General features: G+C 74.1%; 17 protein-coding genes and 1 riboswitch. Of the genes, 7 read left to right on the forward strand and 10 right to left on the reverse strand.

The genetic code is table 11. The features are described 5' to 3' along the window. Positions 1–214: 214 nt before the first annotated feature. The gene (locus tag QK442_RS25075) at positions 215–1,108 is read left to right on the forward strand and encodes an NAD(P)-dependent oxidoreductase (RefSeq protein ID WP_282696315.1); all 894 of its coding nucleotides are present in this window, start codon (positions 215–217) and stop codon (positions 1,106–1,108) included. Positions 1,109–1,126: 18 nt separating this feature from the next. On the opposite strand, the gene QK442_RS25080 is transcribed toward QK442_RS25075, so the two are convergent. From QK442_RS25080 to QK442_RS25095, 4 genes are read right to left on the reverse strand one after another with little or no spacing between them, the layout of a single operon-like run. Next, positions 1,127–1,594, reverse strand: coding sequence for a DUF1801 domain-containing protein (locus QK442_RS25080; protein ID WP_282696316.1), 468 nt, complete (start codon positions 1,592–1,594; stop codon positions 1,127–1,129). Positions 1,595–1,647: 53 nt separating this feature from the next. After that, positions 1,648–1,935: an AraC family transcriptional regulator gene (locus QK442_RS25085; protein ID WP_282696317.1), complete on the reverse strand. Its 288-nt coding sequence runs from the start codon at positions 1,933–1,935 to the stop codon at positions 1,648–1,650. 21 nt (positions 1,936–1,956) lie between these two features. Next, complete coding sequence (locus QK442_RS25090) at positions 1,957–2,367, reverse strand: VOC family protein (RefSeq protein WP_282696318.1); 411 nt, start codon at positions 2,365–2,367, stop codon at positions 1,957–1,959. 5 nt (positions 2,368–2,372) lie between these two features. Further along, the gene (locus QK442_RS25095) at positions 2,373–3,722 is read right to left on the reverse strand and encodes a hypothetical protein (protein WP_282696319.1); all 1,350 of its coding nucleotides are present in this window, start codon (positions 3,720–3,722) and stop codon (positions 2,373–2,375) included. Between the two features lie 95 nt (positions 3,723–3,817). On the opposite strand from QK442_RS25095, the gene QK442_RS25100 reads away from it, so the two are divergent. Further along, the gene (locus QK442_RS25100; protein ID WP_282696320.1) at positions 3,818–4,792 is read left to right on the forward strand and encodes a D-2-hydroxyacid dehydrogenase family protein; all 975 of its coding nucleotides are present in this window, start codon (positions 3,818–3,820) and stop codon (positions 4,790–4,792) included. Here QK442_RS25100 and QK442_RS25105 read toward each other — a convergent pair. Together QK442_RS25105 and QK442_RS25110 are read right to left on the reverse strand one after the other, a co-directional pair. Next, positions 4,789–5,145: a GntR family transcriptional regulator gene (locus QK442_RS25105; RefSeq protein WP_282696322.1), complete on the reverse strand. Its 357-nt coding sequence runs from the start codon at positions 5,143–5,145 to the stop codon at positions 4,789–4,791. The genes QK442_RS25100 and QK442_RS25105 overlap by 4 nt on opposite strands. 2 nt (positions 5,146–5,147) lie before the next feature. Then, on the reverse strand, positions 5,148–6,152 hold the full coding sequence (locus QK442_RS25110) for a DUF1648 domain-containing protein (RefSeq protein WP_282696323.1): 1,005 nt from the start codon (positions 6,150–6,152) through the stop codon (positions 5,148–5,150). A 186-nt stretch (positions 6,153–6,338) separates the two neighbouring features. Here QK442_RS25110 and QK442_RS25115 point away from each other — a divergent pair, with 186 nt between their 5' ends. Beyond that, positions 6,339–7,058 carry an ATP-binding cassette domain-containing protein gene (locus QK442_RS25115; RefSeq protein WP_349239681.1) on the forward strand — a complete coding sequence of 240 codons (720 nt, stop codon included), beginning with the start codon at positions 6,339–6,341 and terminating at the stop codon, positions 7,056–7,058. On the opposite strand, the gene cobN is transcribed toward QK442_RS25115, so the two are convergent. Further along, positions 7,055–10,720 (reverse strand): cobaltochelatase subunit CobN, encoded by a 3,666-nt coding sequence (cobN, locus tag QK442_RS25120; protein ID WP_282696325.1) that lies wholly within the window; start codon positions 10,718–10,720, stop codon positions 7,055–7,057. The two genes, QK442_RS25115 and cobN, sit on opposite strands and share 4 nt — an antisense overlap. Positions 10,721–10,779: 59 nt before the next feature. Continuing rightward, a riboswitch (cobalamin riboswitch) is annotated at positions 10,780–10,858 on the reverse strand. 115 nt (positions 10,859–10,973) lie between these two features. Between cobN and QK442_RS25125 the strand changes: the two genes are divergently transcribed. From QK442_RS25125 to QK442_RS25135, 3 genes are read left to right on the forward strand one after another with little or no spacing between them, the layout of a single operon-like run. Next, positions 10,974–12,197 (forward strand): cobalamin biosynthesis protein CobG, encoded by a 1,224-nt coding sequence (locus tag QK442_RS25125; protein ID WP_282696326.1) that lies wholly within the window; start codon positions 10,974–10,976, stop codon positions 12,195–12,197. Positions 12,198–12,210: 13 nt separating this feature from the next. Continuing rightward, positions 12,211–12,846, forward strand: a complete 636-nt coding sequence (locus QK442_RS25130) for a precorrin-8X methylmutase (protein WP_282696327.1) — start codon at positions 12,211–12,213, stop codon at positions 12,844–12,846. Positions 12,847–12,851: 5 nt separating this feature from the next. Further along, positions 12,852–14,336, forward strand: coding sequence for a precorrin-2 C(20)-methyltransferase (locus tag QK442_RS25135; protein ID WP_282696428.1), 1,485 nt, complete (start codon positions 12,852–12,854; stop codon positions 14,334–14,336). 239 nt (positions 14,337–14,575) lie between these two features. Here the strand turns inward: QK442_RS25135 and QK442_RS25140 are convergent, their stop codons facing one another. The 3 genes from QK442_RS25140 to QK442_RS25150 form a co-directional block, all read right to left on the reverse strand. After that, the gene (locus tag QK442_RS25140; protein ID WP_282696328.1) at positions 14,576–14,881 is read right to left on the reverse strand and encodes a helix-turn-helix transcriptional regulator; all 306 of its coding nucleotides are present in this window, start codon (positions 14,879–14,881) and stop codon (positions 14,576–14,578) included. Beyond that, on the reverse strand, positions 14,878–15,276 hold the full coding sequence (locus QK442_RS25145; protein WP_282696329.1) for a type II toxin-antitoxin system RelE/ParE family toxin: 399 nt from the start codon (positions 15,274–15,276) through the stop codon (positions 14,878–14,880). Before QK442_RS25145 ends, QK442_RS25140 begins: the two co-directional genes overlap by 4 nt. 153 nt (positions 15,277–15,429) lie before the next feature. Then, the gene (locus QK442_RS25150) at positions 15,430–16,161 is read right to left on the reverse strand and encodes a cobalt-precorrin-6A reductase (protein ID WP_282696330.1); all 732 of its coding nucleotides are present in this window, start codon (positions 16,159–16,161) and stop codon (positions 15,430–15,432) included. A gap of 12 nt (positions 16,162–16,173) precedes the next feature. On the opposite strand from QK442_RS25150, the gene QK442_RS25155 reads away from it, so the two are divergent. Then, positions 16,174–17,292, forward strand: coding sequence for a cobalt-precorrin-5B (C(1))-methyltransferase (locus QK442_RS25155; RefSeq protein WP_282696331.1), 1,119 nt, complete (start codon positions 16,174–16,176; stop codon positions 17,290–17,292). Positions 17,293–17,544: the final 252 nt, after the last annotated feature.

Here is a 17,544-nt window from a genome sequence, read left to right on the forward strand (position 1 = left end):
GACACAGCGCCCTCGATGACGCGACACCCTCGACGGCCGGACGGCGACGCACGGTACGCCTCCGGCCTCGGCGGTGCCGGTGCACGCGAACGGACGGGGTGGACCCTCCGGACACAGCGAATGTGACGCGGATCACTCCCGCACGGGCGGGGTGGCTGTCACGGACAGGGCTCCTGCCCGGTTCTCCGCTGCGTCACCCACCTGGAGGTCCCTCATGAGAATCCTGCTCGCCGGAGCCACCGGCGCCATCGGCCGTCCGCTGACCCGTGTCCTCGTCCGGGACGGGCACGAGGTGCTGGCGCTCGCCCGGTCGGAGGGGTCGGCGGCGGCGGTGCGGGCGCTGGGGGCGGTGCCCGTACGGGCGGACGCGCTCGACCGGGACGGGCTGCTGCGGGCGCTGGACGGGACGTCCGCCGACGCGGTGGTCCACCAGCTGACCGCGCTCAAGTCGCCCAAGCTGAAGCTCACCGCCGACGACCCCAGCAACGTGCTGCGCGAGCGCGGCACCGCGCACCTCCTGGAGGCGGCGGGGGTGCTCGGGGCCGGGCGGTTCGTCACCCAGTCGCTGGTCCTCGGCTACGGCTACCGCGACCACGGCGACCGCTTCCTCACCGAGGAGGATCCTTTCGGCGTGCGCGGCGGCACCGTCGCGGACCACGTGATCACCGGTCTCGTCGAGGCCGAGGACCGGCTCTTCGCCGCCGACCACGTGGCGGGCGTCGCGCTGCGGTACGGCGTCTTCTACGGGCCCGGCACCTGGTTCGACCCGACGCCCGCGGGCCGGCCCTTCCCCGTGCCCCTGGGCGGCGGCGGGACGATGTCGTGGGTCCACGTCGAGGACGCCGCCGAGGCGACGGCCGCCGCGATCGAGCGGGGCCGGGCGGGCGAGGCGTACAACATCGTCGACGACCGCCCCTCCACCTGGGGCGAGCTGGCCGCCGCCCGCGGCCGCCGGCTCGTGCTCCCCGGCCGCCTGCTTCGCCTGGCGGTCCCCTACCTCGGCGACCTCATGCTCGACACCCGTCTCCGCGTCTCGCACGCCAAGGCCACCCGCGAGCTCGGCTGGACCCCGCTCTTCCGGGACCACCGGGAGGGGATGCGGGCCTGACCGGCGGGGCGGGGCTCGTCAGGCGGTCGCCTTCGCGATGAGCGCCTCGATGCGGGCCTCGACCTCGGGGGTGAGGGCGGAGAGGGCGAAGGCGGTGGGCCACATGTCGCCGTCGTCGAGGGTGGCCGGGTCGTTGAAGCCGAGGGTGGCGTAACGGGCCTTGAACTTGGCGGCGCTCTGGAAGAAGAGGACGACCTTGCCGTCCTTGGCGTAGGCGGGCATGCCGTACCAGGTCTTGGGGGTCAGGCCGGGGGCGACCTTCTTGACGAGGGCGTGGACGCCCTCGGCGAGCACGCGGTCCTCGTCGGCCATCTCGGCGACCTTCGCGAGCAGGTCGGCCTCACCGTCGGCCTTGGCCGCGGCCTTGGAGCGGGTGCCGCGGGCCTTCGCGCCCTTCAGCTCCTTCGCGCGCTCCTTCATCGCCTCCCGCTCGTCCTCGGTGAAGCCGTCGTAGGACTTGGCGGTGCCGGTGCTCTTGGTGGCCATGTTCGTTCCCCTCGTTCGCGGTTCTTCCTGGTCTTTCCGTACTGCTCTCAACCCTAGGTTCCCGGTGTTCCCGTGTGCTTCTCGGAAACTGCCCGGCTGCCGACCGCCGCCGGCCGGCTCGTGCGGAGCGCCGTGACGAAGGCGTACGGGGTCGTGCCGTACGCCCGGGTGAACCTCCGGTGCAGCGTCTCCGCCGTCAGGCCCGCCTCCCGGGCCAGGGCCGGGACGTCCAGCGGGCTCGCGTACGTACGGTCGATGCGGTCGCGGACCCGGCGCAGGTCCTTCAGTTCCCGGAGCCGTACCGCCGCCGTGCGGGCGGCCGCCCATCCTGGCTGGCACATGTCTGCCCCTCCCCCTGGGTCTCAGCGCACTTCCTGGATGCGGATCAGGTTGCCCGCCGGGTCGCGGAAGGCGCAGTCGCGGACGCCGTACGGCTGCTGCGTCGGCTCCTGGACGACCTCGGCGCCTCCCGCGGAGACCTTCCCGAAGACGGCGTCGAGGTCGGGGGTGGCGAGCAGGATCCAGCCGTACGTGCCCTTGGCCATCATCTCGGTGATGGTGCGGCGCTCGTCCTCCGTGACGCCCGGGTCCACGGCCGGCGGGGCGAGCAGGATCGAGGTGCCGGGCTGTCCGGGCGGGCCGACGGTGATCCAGCGCGTCTTTCCCTGACCGACGTCGGAACGGACCTCGAAGCCGAGGACGTCACGGAAGAAGACGAGGGAGGCGTCGGGGTCCTCGTGCGGGAGGACGGTGGTGTGAATCGTGAGGTCCATACCGGTCAAGGTAGTTGGCCGGGGGGCGGGACGCTTCTCGAATCCTGACTTTCCCCCTCCCTTCTTTCCTCCCCCTCCCTTCTCGCCTCCCCCGCCAGGAAGTCCGTCACCGCCAGCGCGAACAGCAGCGCCAGCGCCAGGCCGGCCACGCCCCAGCCCGTCGGGTACGGCCACAGGACGAAGGCGAGGGCCGCGCCCGCCACCAGGATCCACACGATCCAGGTGTGGAAGCGGCGTACGAACCCGTCCACCGGGCCCAGCCGCATCCCCGCCCGGTCCGCCGTCGAGCGGGCCGCCCCGATGCCCGCGTGCCACATCCTGCGCGTCACGACCGCCGGGCGGCTCGGCCCGGACAGCCAGGCGGCCAGGGCGACGAGGACGCCGAGGACCGCGCAGACCCGGACCGAGACGCGCAGGAAGCGGACCAGGGTGTCGTAGACCGAGCCGGCGGCGGCCGGGGAGACCGAGGAGGGCAGGGCGTTGAGGTAGACCGTACGGAAGACGGTGAGCGCGACGCCGAGGAGCACGGCCGCCACCGCGAAGGCCAGCGCGGCGGCGACCAGCGCCCGGCGGCGGCGCACCGCGAGCAGCACCCCGCCGGCCACGAGCAGCACGGAGATCACCGGCAGCCACAGGCCCAGGGACTGGAGGAGCGCGAAACCGGTCTTCGCCTTCCCGATGTCGTCCGCCTTGAGGACGGTGAAGTCGGTGTGCACGTCGGGGATCTTCGCGGCGACGGTGAGCCCCGAGTCGACGAGACGCTGCTTGACCTGCGCGATCACCGGCGCCAGGTCGATCGTCACCGTGTCCGTCTCGATCTTCACCGCCCCGTCCTGGTCGCCCGTGAGCGCCCGGTCGAGGGAGGTGTGGACCGCCCGGTTGGCGTCGGTCCAGATCGTCTCGAAGGCCGGGGAGGCGACGACCTCCTGGGCCTTCTCCTGGACGAAGCTGCCGACCGCGCCCTCCAGGGCGCCGCCGAGCTTCCCCAGCGCCTTCTCAAGCCGTGGCCTGTCGGCGGGGGCCACGTCGTCGAGGAGCGCCGGGAGGTCGAGGTGCTCCGTGACGGCGTCGGACGCCCGCTTGGCGACGGCGGCCTGCACGTCCGCGTCGGAGGCGAGGGGCTTCACCGTCTGCACGTACCGGTCGGTGTCGCCCAGGAGGTCCGCGGTCCAGGCGGCGACCAGGGCCGGCGGCACGAGGAGACAGCCGATCACGATCAGCAGCCCGGCGACGAAGGAGCGGAAGCGGTGGTGCTCCCGGCGCGGCGCGCCCTTCCCCGTGCCCTCCTCCAGGGCCGCGATCCGGGCCCGGAGCGCGGTGAGTTCGTCGTCGGTCCCGCCGGCTGGTGCTCCCATGGGGACAGCCTGCGGGCGGGGCGGGGGTCCCGGCGTCCGGGGCGGGCCGAACGGGTGAGCACGCTCCCGGCGGCGGACTGCGCGATCATGCCGTCATGACTTCGCTGCCGCGCTGTGCCGTGCTCGACGACTACCAGGGTGCCGCCCTCGCCTCCGCCGACTGGAGTCCGCTCCACGGGCGCGTGGAGGTACGGGTGCTCCGCGACCATCTGACGGACCCGGACGAGCTCGTGGCCGCCGTGGCGGACTGCGAGATCCTGGTGGTCATGCGCGAGCGGACGCCGCTCGGCGCCGGGCTGCTCGGCCGGCTGCCCCGGCTGCGGCTCGTCGTCACCTCGGGGATGCGCAACGCCTCGATCGACCTGGCCGCCTGCCGGGAGCGCGGGATCACCGTCTGCGGCACCGCCAGCGGCTCCGAGCCGCCCGCCGAACTCGCCTGGGCGCTGATCCTGGGTCTCGTCCGGCACCTCCCGGAGGAGGCGCGGGCACTGCGCGAGGGCGGGCCGTGGCAGTCGACCGTCGGCGGCGACCTCGCGGGCCGCACCCTGGGCCTGCTCGGCCTGGGGAAGATCGGCGGCCGGGTCGCCGCCGTCGGCCGCGCCTTCGGCATGGACGTCCTCGCCTGGAGCCCGAACCTGACGGAGGAGCGGGTCGCCGAGCACGGGGACGGCGTACGGCTCGCGAAGGACAAGGCGGAGCTGTTCGCGGCGAGCGACGTCGTCTCGCTGCACCTGGTGCTCTCCGACCGCACCCGCGGCATCGTCGGCGAGCCGGAGCTGCGGGCGATGCGGCCGGGGGCGTACCTGGTCAACACCTCCCGGGCCGGGCTCGTGGACGGTACGGCGCTGCTGCGGGCGCTGCGCGAGCGCTGGTTCGCGGGGGCCGGGCTCGACGTGTACGAGACGGAACCGCTGCCGGCCGACGACCCCCTGCGCACCCTCCCGAACGTCCTCGCGCTGCCCCACCTCGGGTACGTCTCCGAGGCCAACTACGCCCGGTACTTCGGGCAGGCGGTGGAGGACATCGAGGCGTATCTGGCGGGCGGCCCCGTTCGCGTCCTGGCCCCCTAGCCCATGCTGGTACGGGCCAGGTCGAGGAACTCCTCCTCGGTGAGGCCCAGTTCGCGGGCCTCGGCGGCGGCCTCGCGGAGGCGGGTGACGAGGCGGGCGCGGTCGGGGGCGGCGGCGCCGGGGACGATGAGGGCGCCCCGGCCCCGGCGGAGTTCGATGAGGCCCTCCTCGCGCAGGCGCTGGTAGCCGCGGAGGACGGTGTGGACGTTGACGCCGAGGGAGTCGGCGAGTTCGCGGGCGGCCGGGAGGCGTTCGCCGGGGGCGGCGGTGCCGTCGGCGAGGGCGCCGCGGACGCAGGCGGCGATCTGGTCGCCGAGCGGGACGGAGGAGGCGGGGTCGACGCGGAAGAGCACGGTCAGAGCTTTCCACGAGGGTCGGGGTGGGTGTTCTCGGCGAGGGTGTTGAGGAGGGCGGCGGCCGTACGGGCGTCGGGGACGGTGACGGCGAACTCGCGGCCGTTGCCGCGGCGGACGACCAGGGCCTCGCCGGAGCGGAGGATCACACCGGTGCGGCGGGCGCGGATCCGGTAGCCCCAGCCGCCGAACTCGCCCATGGCGCGCACGTCCCGGGCGTCGGCGCCGGCGATCTCGGCGAGCGGCACGTGGACGCGGGGCCGGGGGACGAGCGTGGAGCGGACGGTGAGGCCGTGGCGGTCGACGGTGACCCGGACGCGGGCGAGGGCGAGCCCGGGGACGGCGATGGCGACGGCGACCAGGAGCAGCGGCCACGCGCCGAGGAACACGGCGAGGACACCGGCGGCGAGGAGCAGCAGGCCGAGGGCGGTGAGCGGGGCGGAGGCGGTGGCGCGGGACCAGCCGGCGACCTCCCCGGCGCCGAGGTCGAGGCGGGGCGCGTCCGGTTCGATGTCCGTGCCGTTCGCGGTGGCGTCCTCGGGCGGGACGAGCCGGGAGAGGGCGTGTCCGGCGAGGGCGAGGACGGCGCCGACGGCGAGGGCGACGGCGAGGTTCGAGAGCGGGGAGCGGACGTCGGCGGGGTCGGCCGCGTCGAGGTTGTCCCGCACGAGGAGGACGAACAGCGTGCCGAGCAGCCCGGCGGTCAGCCACGCGCCCCACAGGGCGCCGCGCTGGGTGAACACGGTCCAGGCGGCGCCGAGGACGAGCAGCGTTCCGGCGCAGACGGCGGCGAACGCGGTCCGGCCGGTGTAGTCGTCGGGCGCGCCGGTGCCGACGGTGAAGTGGGTGGCGAGCGGGTCGGGGAGCCGGTCGGCCCAGACGGCGATGAGCACCAGGCAGAGGGCGGCGGCGAGGACGAAGGGGAGCGCGGTGAGGACGCGGAGCCGGAGGGGGGCGTGGAGCTTCGGCCGGCTCGTCGCGCGGGATCCGGGTACGGCAGGGTTCATGGCAACCTCCTTGTTCGCACTCTACTAGAACAAGTGGCGTTTATGGACCCGCCCGACCCTCTCGACATCAAGCGAGACGAAACGTCTTGTCTTGTCAGCCCGACCGGCGTACCGTCAGACCGTCGAGAAGACGAGACGAACCGTCTCGCCATCTCGTCCCGTGTTCCCGACGACAGGAGATCGCCCTTGTTCCGTGCCCGACTCACCGAGGTCACCAAGCGCTACGACGACCGGTCCGGCCACCGCCGTACCGTCCTCGACCGGGTCTCGCTCACCGTCCGCTCCGGCGAGCGCCTGGGCGTCGTCGGGGACAACGGCTCCGGGAAGTCCACCCTGCTCCGGCTCCTCGCCGGTCTCGACACCGCCGACGCCGGCACCGTGGCCGTCGACGCCCCCGGCGGCCTCGGCCATCTCGCCCAGACCCTCGGCCTCCCCGCGACCGCGACCGTCGGCGACGCCGTCGACCACGCGCTCGCGGAGATACGGGAGCTGGAGCGGGAGATCCGCGAGGCCGAGACGGCCCTCACCCCCGAGGGGCTCGACCGGTACGCCGGGCTGCTCGCCGCCTACGAGGCGCGGGGCGGGGCCGGGGCCGACCGGCGGGTGGCGACCGTGCTGCGGCGGCTCGGGGAGACGGCGCCGCTCGACCGGGACCGGCCGCTGGGCACGCTCTCCGGCGGGCAGCGGGCCCGGCTCGCCCTCGCCGGCGTGCTGGCCGCCGACCCGGACCTGCTGCTCCTCGACGAACCGGCCAACCACCTGGCCCCCGGCCTCGTGGAGGAGATCGAGGCCGCGCTCGCCTCCTACCCGGGCACGCTGGTGGTCGTCGGCCACGACCGCCGCCTGCGCGGGGGCTTCCGGGGCCGCCGTCTCGAACTGGCCCCGGAAGCCCTGGCGAAGATCTAGTCCTCGCCCTCCAGGTCGCCCTCCGTCTCCAGGAACACCTGACGCAGGGCGGCCAGGGTCTCCGGGTCCGGCTTCTCCCACATGCCGCGCGACTCGGCCTCCAGGAGGCGCTCCGCGATGCCGTGCAGAGCCCAGGGGTTGGCCTCCTTCAGGAAGGCCTGGTTCGTCTCGTCGAGGACGTACTCCTGGGTGAGCTTGTCGTACATCCAGTCGGCGACGACACCGGTCGTGGCGTCGTAGCCGAAGAGGTAGTCGACGGTCGCGGCCAGCTCGAACGCGCCCTTGTACCCGTGGCGACGCATCGCCTCGATCCAGCGCGGGTTGACCACCCGGGCCCGGAAGACGCGGGAGGTCTCCTCCACCAGGGTGCGGGTGCGGACGGTCTCCGGGCGGGTCGAGTCGCCGATGTACGCCTCGGGGGCGGTGCCCCGCAGGGCGCGGACGGTCGCCACCATGCCGCCGTGGTACTGGAAGTAGTCGTCCGAGTCCGCGATGTCGTGCTCGCGGGTGTCGGTGTTCTTCGCCGCCACCGCGATCCGCTTGTACGCGGTCTCCATCTCGGCGCGCGCCGGGCGGCCTTCGAGCCCGCGCCCGTACGCGTACCCGCCCCACACCGTGTACACCTCGGCGAGGTCGGCGTCGGTGCGCCAGTCCCGCGAGTCGATCAGCTGGAGGATGCCCGCGCCGTACGTGCCGGGGCGGGAGCCGAAGATGCGGGTGGTGGCGCGCCGCTCGTCGCCGTGCTCGGCGAGGTCGGCCTGGGCGTGGGCCCGGACGTAGTTCCGGTCGGCGGGCTCGTCGAGCCCCGCGACCAGCCGGACGGCGTCGTCGAGGAGGCCGATGACGTGCGGGAACGCGTCCCGGAAGAAGCCGGAGATGCGCAGGGTGACGTCGACGCGCGGCCGGCCCAGCTCCTCCAGGGGGATGGGCTCCAGGCCGTTGACGCGGCGGGACGCCTCGTCCCAGCGGGGCCGGACGCCGAGCAGGGCCAGCGCCTCGGCGACGTCGTCGCCGGCGGTCCGCATCGCGCTCGTCCCCCACAGGGACAGGCCGACCGACGTCGGCCACTCGCCGTTGTCCTCGCGGTAGCGGGTCAGGAGGGAGTCGGCGAGCGCCTGGCCGGTCTCCCAGGCCAGCCGGGACGGCACGGCCTTCGGGTCGACGGAGTAGAAGTTCCGGCCGGTCGGCAGCACGTTGACCAGGCCGCGCAACGGCGAGCCGGACGGGCCTGCGGGCACGAAGCCGCCGTTCAGGGCGTGGACGGCGTGCGTCAGCTCGTCGGTGGTGGCGGCGAGGCGCGGCACGACCTGCTCGCAGGCGAAGCGGAGCACGTCGTGGACCTCGGAACCGTACGCGGCGGCGACGGACGCGACCGCGTCCACGTCCCACTCCGCCGCCTCCATCGCCTCGACCAGCGCGCGGGCCTTCGCCTCCGCCTCGTCGGCGGTCGTCCGGGTGGCGGCCGACTCGTCGAGGCCGAGCGCCTCGCGCAGACCGGGCAGCGCCTGCGTACCGCCCCAGATCTGGCGGGCACGCAGGATGGAGAGGACCAGGTTGACGCGCGCCTCGCCGACGGGCGCGTCACCGAGGACGTGCAGGCCGTCGCGGATCTGGGCGTCCTTGACCTCGCACAGCCAGCCGTCGACGTGCAGCAGGAAGTCGTCGAAGCCGTCGTCGTCGGGCCGCTCCTCCATGCCGAGGTCGTGGTCGAGCTTCGCGGCCTGGATCAGGGTCCAGATCTGGGCGCGGATCGCGGGCAGCTTCGCCGGGTCCATGGAGGAGATCTGCGCGTACTCGTCGAGCAGCTGCTCCAGGCGCGCGATGTCGCCGTACGAGTCGGCGCGGGCCATCGGCGGCACGAGGTGGTCGACGAGGGTGGCGTGGACGCGCCGCTTGGCCTGGGTGCCCTCGCCCGGGTCGTTGACGAGGAACGGGTAGACCAGCGGCAGGTCGCCGAGGGCGGCGTCGGGGCCGCAGGCGGCGGAGAGGCCCGCGTTCTTGCCGGGCAGCCACTCCAGGTTGCCGTGCTTGCCGAGGTGGACCATCGCGTCGGCGCCGAAGCCGCCGTCCTCCGCGCGGGCCGCGATCCAGCGGTAGGCGGCCAGGTAGTGGTGCGAGGGCGGCAGGTCGGGGTCGTGGTAGATCGCGATCGGGTTCTCGCCGAAACCGCGCGGCGGCTGGATGAGGATCAGCAGGTTCCCGCGCCGCAGGGCGGCGAGGACGATGTCGCCCTCCGGGTTCCGGGACCGGTCGAGGAACATCTCGCCGGGCGGCGGCCCCCAGTGCCGCTCGACCTGCTCGCGCAGCTCCTCGGGCAGCTGGGCGTACCAGCGCTTGTAGTCGGCGGCCGGGATGCGGACCGGGTTCTTCGCCAGCTGCTCCTCGGTGAGCCAGTCCTGGTCGTGGCCGCCGGCCTCGATGAGGGCGTGGATCAGCTCGTCGCCGTCGCCGGAGACAAGGCCGGGGAGCTCGGCCTCGGGACCGAAGTCGTACCCCTCCGCGATCAGCCGCTTCAGGAGCGCGACGGCGGAGGCGGGGGTGGCGAGACCGACCGCGTTGCCGATGCGGGAGTGCTTGGTCGGGTACGCGGAGAGGACGAGCGCGAGCTTCTTCTCGGCGTTCGGGATGTGCCGCAGGCGGGCGTGCCGGACGGCGATGCCGGCGACGCGGGCGGCGCGCTCGGCGTCGGCGACGTACGCGGGCAGGCCGTCGGCGTCGATCTCCTTGAAGGAGAACGGGACGGTGATCAGGCGCCCGTCGAACTCGGGGACGGCGACCTGGCTGGCCGCGTCCAGCGGCGAGAGCCCCTCGTCGTTCTCCTCCCAGGCGGAGCGCGCGCTGGTCAGGCAGAGCGCCTGGAGCACCGGCACGTCCAGCGCGGCGAGCGCCCCCGCGTCCCAGGCTTCCTCGCCCGCCCGTCGCCCACCACCACCCTCAACGGATGCGCTTCGCGCCAGCTCCATTTCACCGGCCTGCGCCTCGGCGGGCTTCGTCCCGCCGGCGGCGAGGACGGTGGTGACGATGGCGTCGGCCGTGCGGAGGGTGGCGATCAGCTCCGCCTCGGGCGCCCGCAGCGAGGCCACGTACAGCGGGAGCGCGCGGCCCCCGGCGTCCTCGATCGCGTCGCACAGGGCGCCGACGAAGGCGGTGTTCCCGCTCATGTGGTGGGCGCGGTAGTAGAGCACGGCGACGGTCGGGCCATCGGTGGCCTTCGGGGTGCGCTCCAGGGGTCCCCAGGTGGGCGCGGCGGCCGGGGCCTCGAAGCCGTGCCCGGTGAGCAGCACCGTGTCGGAGAGGAAGCGGGCCAGCTGCTCCAGGTTGGCGGGGCCGCCGTGGGCGAGGTAGGCGTGCGCCTCGGTGGCGACGCCGATCGGCACGGTGGAGGCGGCCATCAGCTGGGCGTCGGGGGCCTGTTCGCCGCTGAGGACGACGACCGGCTTCCCGGAGGCGAGGACCGCGTCGAGGCCCTCCTGCCAGGAGCGGACGCCGCCGAGGAGGCGGACGACGACGAGCTCGGCGCCGTCGAGCAGACCGTCGAGGTCGGCGAGCGGGAGCCGGGAGGGGTTGGCGAAGCGGTACGCGACCGGGCCCTCGGGCGCGGCGGCGTTGGCCGCGCGGGCGCTGAGCAGGTCGGTGTCGGAGTGCGACAGCAGCAGGAGCATGGTGAGCTCAGGCCCTTCCTCGGGGTTGTCCGCGCCCCGGGTGGTCGTGTGGTCGGCGGGAGTTCCTGACTCGCCCGTGCCGTCGCCGGTACGGGCTCACAGTGGCGGGACCGCGCCGGATTCTCACCGGGCTTCCTCCCCGGGGTCCTGGGACCCCATGCCGGTCAGCATCCTAAGTCGTGCCGCCGCCGGGCCCCAGAGCGCGCCGGAGTCGACCGGATCACACTCGGTGGCCGCCCGGTTCCCCGTGGGTATGCTCGCCGCCATGCCGCCCACCCCACCCACGGCGCCCGAACCGGGCGAAGCCCGCATACGGGACCGTGGCGACGCCTGTCCCGGAGCGCTGCGCCTGCACCCCGCCGACGACGGCCGCCTGGCCCGACTCCGCCTGCCCGCAGGAAGACTGACGCCACGTCAGGCCGAGGTCCTGGCCGGCGCGGCGGAGTCCCTGGGCGACGGGCGGATCAGCGTCACCTCGCGCGGCAACGCGGAGCTGCGCGGCCTCGGCGAGGGCTGCGGCACCGAGCTCGCCGCCCTCCTCGACGCGGCGGGCCTGCTGCCCTCGCCCACCCACGAACGGGTCCGCAACATCGTGGCCTCGCCCGCCGCCGGACTCGACGGACTCGGCCACGGCGACGCCCAGTTGTGGGCCCGGGAGCTGGACGCGGCCCTGTGCGCGGAGCCCCGCGCGGCCGCTCTCTCCGGCCGCTTCCTCTTCGCCCTCGACGACGGCCGCGGCGACGTCGCGGGACTCGGCGGCGATGTGACCTTGGTCGCAGCGCCGGACGGATCGGCGCTGCTGAGGGCGGGCGGGCGGGCCTTCCGCGTCGGAGCGGACCAGGCCCCCGCCGCCGCCGTGACCGCCGCCCTCGCGTTCCTCGAAGCCGCCGAGACGGCCGGGACCGGAGCCTGGCGCCCGAGGGAGCTTCCCGCCGGCCACGAGCCCGACTGGGCAGGGGCCCTGGCACGGGCGGCGATCGGCGCGGAGCCCGTAACCCCTCCTTCTCTCCCCCAGGGCCGGCCGCCCGCGCCGGGACCCCTCGGCGGGCACGCCCTGCACGTCCTCGCCCCGCTCGGCCGGCTCACCGCCGCCCAGCTGCGGGCCCTCGCCGACGGCGCCGCCGAGCTCCGGCTCACGCCGTGGCGGGGCGTGGTCGCCGTCGCGGACCCCGCCGGGCTCCCCGCCCTGGAGGCGCACGGCCTGATCACCCGCCCCGACGCCCCCGGTGCCGGGGTCACCGCGTGCACCGGCCGCCCCGGCTGCGCCAAGTCCCTCGCCGACGTCCGGGCCGACGCCCTCGCGGCGCCCCCGGGCCCGCTGCCGGTGCACTACTCCGGCTGCGAGCGCCGCTGCGGCCACCCGCACGGCACCTGGATCGAGGTCACCGCCCGGGACGCCGACACGTATCTGCTGGACGGCGCGCCCGTCCCCCGTACCGCCCTGCGCGAAGCCGTAGCGGCAGCCCGTACGAGATGAGTGAGAGCTGAGGATGTACGAGTACGAGAAAGACGGCGTCGAGATCTACCGCCGCTCCTTCGCCACGATCCGCGCCGAGGCGGACCTCACGGGCATGCCCGAGGACGTCGCCACGGTCGCCGTCCGCATGATCCACGCCTGCGGCATGACCGACCTCGTCCGGGACATCGCCTACTCCCCGGCGGTCGTCGCGAACGCCCGCGCCGCCCTCCGGGCCGGCGCCCCCATCCTCTGCGACGCGCAGATGGTCGCCTCCGGCGTCACCCGCAAGCGGCTGCCCGCCGACAACGAGGTGCTGTGCGCCCTCTCCGACCCGGCCGTGCCCGCGCTCGCCGCCGAACTCGGCACCACCCGCTCCGCCGCCGCCCTCGAACTGTGGCGGGACCGCCTCGAAGGCTCCGTCGTCGCCATCGGCAACGCCCCCACCGCCCTCTTCCACCTCCTGGAGATGATCGCGAAGGGCGCGCCGAAGCCGGCCGCCGTCCTCGGCATCCCCGTCGGCTTCATCGGCGCCGCCGAGTCCAAGGACGCCCTCGCCGCCAACCCCCTGGGCCTCGACTACCTGGTGGTCCGCGGCCGGCGCGGCGGCAGCGCCATCACCGCCGCCGCCCTCAACGCCCTCGCGCACGAACCGGAGATCCAGCAGTGACCGTTGTGAAGGGCAAGCTGTACGGAGTCGGCCTCGGCCCCGGCGATCCGGACCTCCTCACCCTCGCCGCCGTGAAGGCGATCGCCGAGGCCGACGTGATCGCCTACCACTCGGCCCGCCACGGCCGCTCGATAGCCCGCTCCATCGCGGCCGGGCACATCCGCGAGGACCACGTCGAGGAGCGGCTGATGTACCCGCTCACCGTGGAGACCACCGACCACCCCGGCGGCTACCGGGGCGCGCTCGACGACTTCTACGAGGAGGCCGCGGCCCGCCTCGCCGCCCACCTCGACGCGGGCCGCACGGTCGCCGTCCTCGCCGAGGGCGACCCGCTCTTCTACGGCTCCTACCAGCACATGCACAAGCGCCTCGCCGACCGCTACGACACGACCGTCATCCCCGGCGTGACCTCGGTGAGCGCGGCGGCGGCCCGGCTCGGCGAACCGCTGTGCGAGGCCGAGGAGGTCCTGACGATCGTCCCCGGCACCCTGCCGGAGGACGAGCTGACGGCCCGCCTCGCGGGCACCGACTCGGCGGTCGTGATGAAGCTCGGCCGCACCTTCCCCACCGTGCGCCGCGCCCTGGAACGAGCGGGCCGGCTCGATGACGCCCGGTACGTGGAGCGCGCGTTCATGGCGGGCGAGCGGACGGAGCGGCTCGCGGACGTCGACCCGTCGACGGTCCCGTACTTCTCGGTGGCCGTCCTGCCCTCCCGTATCGACCAGGAGAATCCCGTACGGGAACGGGGCGAGGTCACCGTCGTCGGCACCGGCCCGGCCGGCGCCCCCTGGCTGACCCCGGAATCGCGCGGCGCGCTCGTCAACGCCGACGTCCTCGTCGGCTACACCACCTACCTCGACCGCGTCCCGGTCCTGCGCCCCGGCCAGATCCGGCACGGCTCCGACAACAAGGTCGAGTCGGAGCGCGCCGAGTTCGCCCTCGACCTGGCCCGCCGCGGGCACAAGGTGGCGGTCGTCTCCGGCGGCGACCCGGGCGTCTTCGCCATGGCGACGGCCGTCCTGGAGGTCGCCTGCGAACCGGCGTACGCGGACGTTCCCGTACGGGTCCTCCCGGGGGTGACCGCCGCCAACGCGGCCGCCGCCGCCGCGGGCGCCCCCCTCGGCCACGACTACGCGACGATCTCCCTCTCCGACCGCCTCAAGCCCTGGGAGGTCATCGCGACCCGCCTCCGGGCGGCGGCCGAGGCCGACCTGGTCATCGCCCTCTACAACCCCGGCTCCAAGACCCGCACCCACCAGGTCGCCGCCGCCCGCGACCTCCTCCTGGAGCTCCGCTCCCCCGACACCCCGGTGGTCGTCGCCCGCGACGTCGGCGGCCCGGAGCAGTCGGTCCGGGTGGTGACGCTGAAGACCCTGGACCCGGCCGAGATCGACATGCGCACCCTCCTCCTCATCGGCTCCTCGCAGACCCGGGCGGTGGAGCGCGGCGACGGCAGGACGATCGCGTGGACGCCGAGGCGTTACGGCTGACGTCCCCGGACGCCCTCGCCAGAACTCCTGCTGCTCGACGCCGGGCGGCAGGAGGCAGGGGGTGTGGACGATGAGGGTGATCAGCTCGTCGTCCACGTCCCCGGCGCTGATGAAGAAGCGGTCCTTCGACTGCTTGGCATCACCAGGCCCGCAGGGTCCGTCGTCGGAACTCTCAGAGATCGTTTCCCGCGGCGGGAAAGCGTGCGCCCATCACCGCATCCCGCCGGTGGTCCTGCCTCCTACAGCTTCACCGAGAGGTTCCCCACCGTGGCGGTTATGGTCAGCTCGCCACCGATCGCGTGCAGATACGCGGCCATGGTCGAGGTGTCCAGGCGGGCGAGGCCCCGCTCGATCTGACTGACCCGCCCCTGGGTGACCCCCATGGCCCTGGCGACCTGCACCTGCGTGAGGCCCTGGGCCTTGCGGAGAGCGGCCAGTTCGTGCCCCCGCTCGGCGTCGACCATCTCCGCCTTGATGGCCTCGATGCGCTCGCGCTTCTCGGGGGTGATGTCGGCCGTCAGGTCGGCCATGGTGCCGAGTTTCATCTGCCCTGTCCCTCCTTCTTCTCCTGCTCCAGAGCCTCAAGGTAAGCCGTGTACTTGTCGTCCGCTTCCCTGATCGCTCTGGGATACCAGGCTGCCCACTGCCGCCCGGCCGCCTTGTTGCCCGCCACCAGGAAGATGGCCCGGCGTTCGGGGTCGAAGACGAACAGCATCCGGATGCTCACCGTGCCACCGCTGCGCGGACGCAGTTCCCTCATGTTCCGGTAGCGGCTTTTCTCGATCGCGCCGACCGTCGGGCGGCGGAGCGCCGGGCCCACTTCCTGAAGCCGTTCCAGAGCGGCCATGACATGGAGGTGACTGTCCGGGTCCTCCTTGGCGAGGGTCTTGATCCAGTCCAGCACGTCTTCGAAGAACCGCAGCTCGTAGGGTTCAGCCACCCCTAAAAATTAGCACTGACTAATACCGAGGGCAAGGTGCCGCGGTGTCACCGACGGCGGGTTGTCGCAGCTCCGCCATCCTGTCGTCCCCAGCCGGTGAACGGTGGCCATGCCTCCTTGAGCACAGCACGGGGCCACCTGTCGCGCGGAGCGTCATCCCAGCCCCCGCGCCCAGGCGGCCGCCTCCTCCGGATCCGCCGCCGTGGGTACGCCCTCCGGAACCGGCGGCCGCCGGACGACGACCACGGGGACACCGGCCTCGCGGGCGGCGGTGAGCTTGGGCGCGGTGGCAGAGCCCCCGGAATCCTTGGTCACCAGCACATCAACCCGATGACGCCGCAACAGCTCCCGCTCCCCCTCAAGGGAGAACGGCCCCCGATCCAACAGCACTTCGACCCGCTTGGGCATGGGAGCGTCCGGCGCGTCCACCGACCGCACGAGGAACCACTCGGGACGGTCGGCGAAGGCGGCGAGCCCCATCCGCCCGGTGGTGAGGAACACCCGGTCACCGAGCCCGCCGAGAGCGGCGGCGGCCTCCTCCAGGGACCCCACGTCCCGCCAGTCGTCCCCCTCCCCCGGGACCCACCCGGGGCGGCGCAGCGCCAGCAGGGGAACATGGGCGGTGGCGGCCGCCCGGGCCGCGTTGAAGCTGATCCGCTCGGCGAAGGGATGGGTGGCGTCGATGACCGCGTCCACGGCGTGCTCCCGCACCCACGCCGCAAGCCCGTCCGCCCCGCCGAACCCCCCGACCCGCACCTCCCCGTCGGGCAGCCGCGGCGAGGCCACCCGCCCGGCGAGCGAGCTCGTCACCCGGACCCGCCGGTCCGCCAGCAGCCCGGCCAGGACGCGGGCCTCGGTGGTCCCTCCGAGAATGAGTACGTGCATAGGAGCTCTTTCGTGAGTACCGGCGGCGGGCGCGAGGCCCAACTCAAGCACACCGGTCTGCGCCCCGGCTGGACGACCGGCGCCTGCGCGACGGCCGCGACGACCGCCGCGTACACGGCCCTGCTCACCGGCGACTTCCCGGACCCGGTGACGATCACCCTCCCGAAGGGCCAGACCCCGTCCTTCGCCCTGACGACGGAGTCCCTGACCGGGGACGCGGCGATGGCGGCGGTGGTGAAGGACGCGGGCGACGACCCGGACGTCACCCACGGCGCGGTGATCCGCGCGACGGTACGCCGCCTGGCGCCGGGCTCGGGCGTGGTCTTCCGCGCGGGCGAGGGCGTAGGAACGGTCACTCTCCCCGGCCTCCCCCTGGAGGTGGGGGAACCGGCCATCAACCCGGTCCCGCGCCAGATGATGCGCGAGCACGTGGCGAAGGTGGCGGAGGCGCACGGGGCCCCCGGAGACGTGGAGGTCACGATCTCCGTCGACAACGGCGCGGAGATCGCCCGCTCCACCTGGAACCCCCGCATCGGCATCCTCGGCGGCCTGTCGATCCTCGGCACGACCGGCATCGTCGTCCCCTACTCCTGCTCGGCCTGGATCGACTCCATCCGCCGAGGCGTCGACGTGGCCCGCGCGGCCGGCCTCACCCACGTGGCGGGCTGTACGGGCTCCACCTCCGAACGCACGGTGACGGAGACGTACGACCTCCCGGCCCTGGCCCTCCTCGACATGGGCGACTTCGCGGGCGCAGTCCTCAAATACATCCGCCGCCACCCGGTGGACCGCCTGACCATCTGCGGCGGCTTCGCCAAACTCTCCAAGCTGGCCGCCGGCCACCTGGACCTCCACTCGGCCCGCTCGCAGGTCGACAAGGGCTTCCTGGCGGAGCTGGCCCGCGAGGCGGGCGCGGACGAGCCCCTGGCGGAGCAGATCGCCACCGCCAACACGGGCCTGGCCGCCCTCCGCCTCTGCGAGGCGGCCGGCATCCCCCTGGGCGACCGGGTGGCCACCCGAGCCCGCGACGAGGCCCTGACGGTCCTGCGCGGCGCCCCGGTCACGGTCGACGTCATCGCCATCGACCGCGCGGGCACGATCGTGGGCCGTTCGGAACCGGCGGGGCCGTAGCTCCCATAGACCCGCGGGCAGGGTCTAGTACCGCCGGGCGCGCTTGCTCCGGGGCACACCGGTATCGCTCTGGGCAGACTGGCACTGAGCGAGCGTCTGGTGGCGGCAGAGAGTGGGACGGGCTCCGCTCGTGGAGAACGGGGCGAACTCGTCAGCGTCGCCGCTGATCGTCTGTTCGCAGCGCTGGCACACCTTCATCGTGCTTCCTTTTCTCGTGGCAGGAGCAGTCGCAGCGACGGGCGCGGACGATGA

Source organism: Streptomyces sp. CC208A (genome assembly GCF_030010625.1).
Lineage (GTDB): Bacteria > Actinomycetota > Actinomycetes > Streptomycetales > Streptomycetaceae > Streptomyces.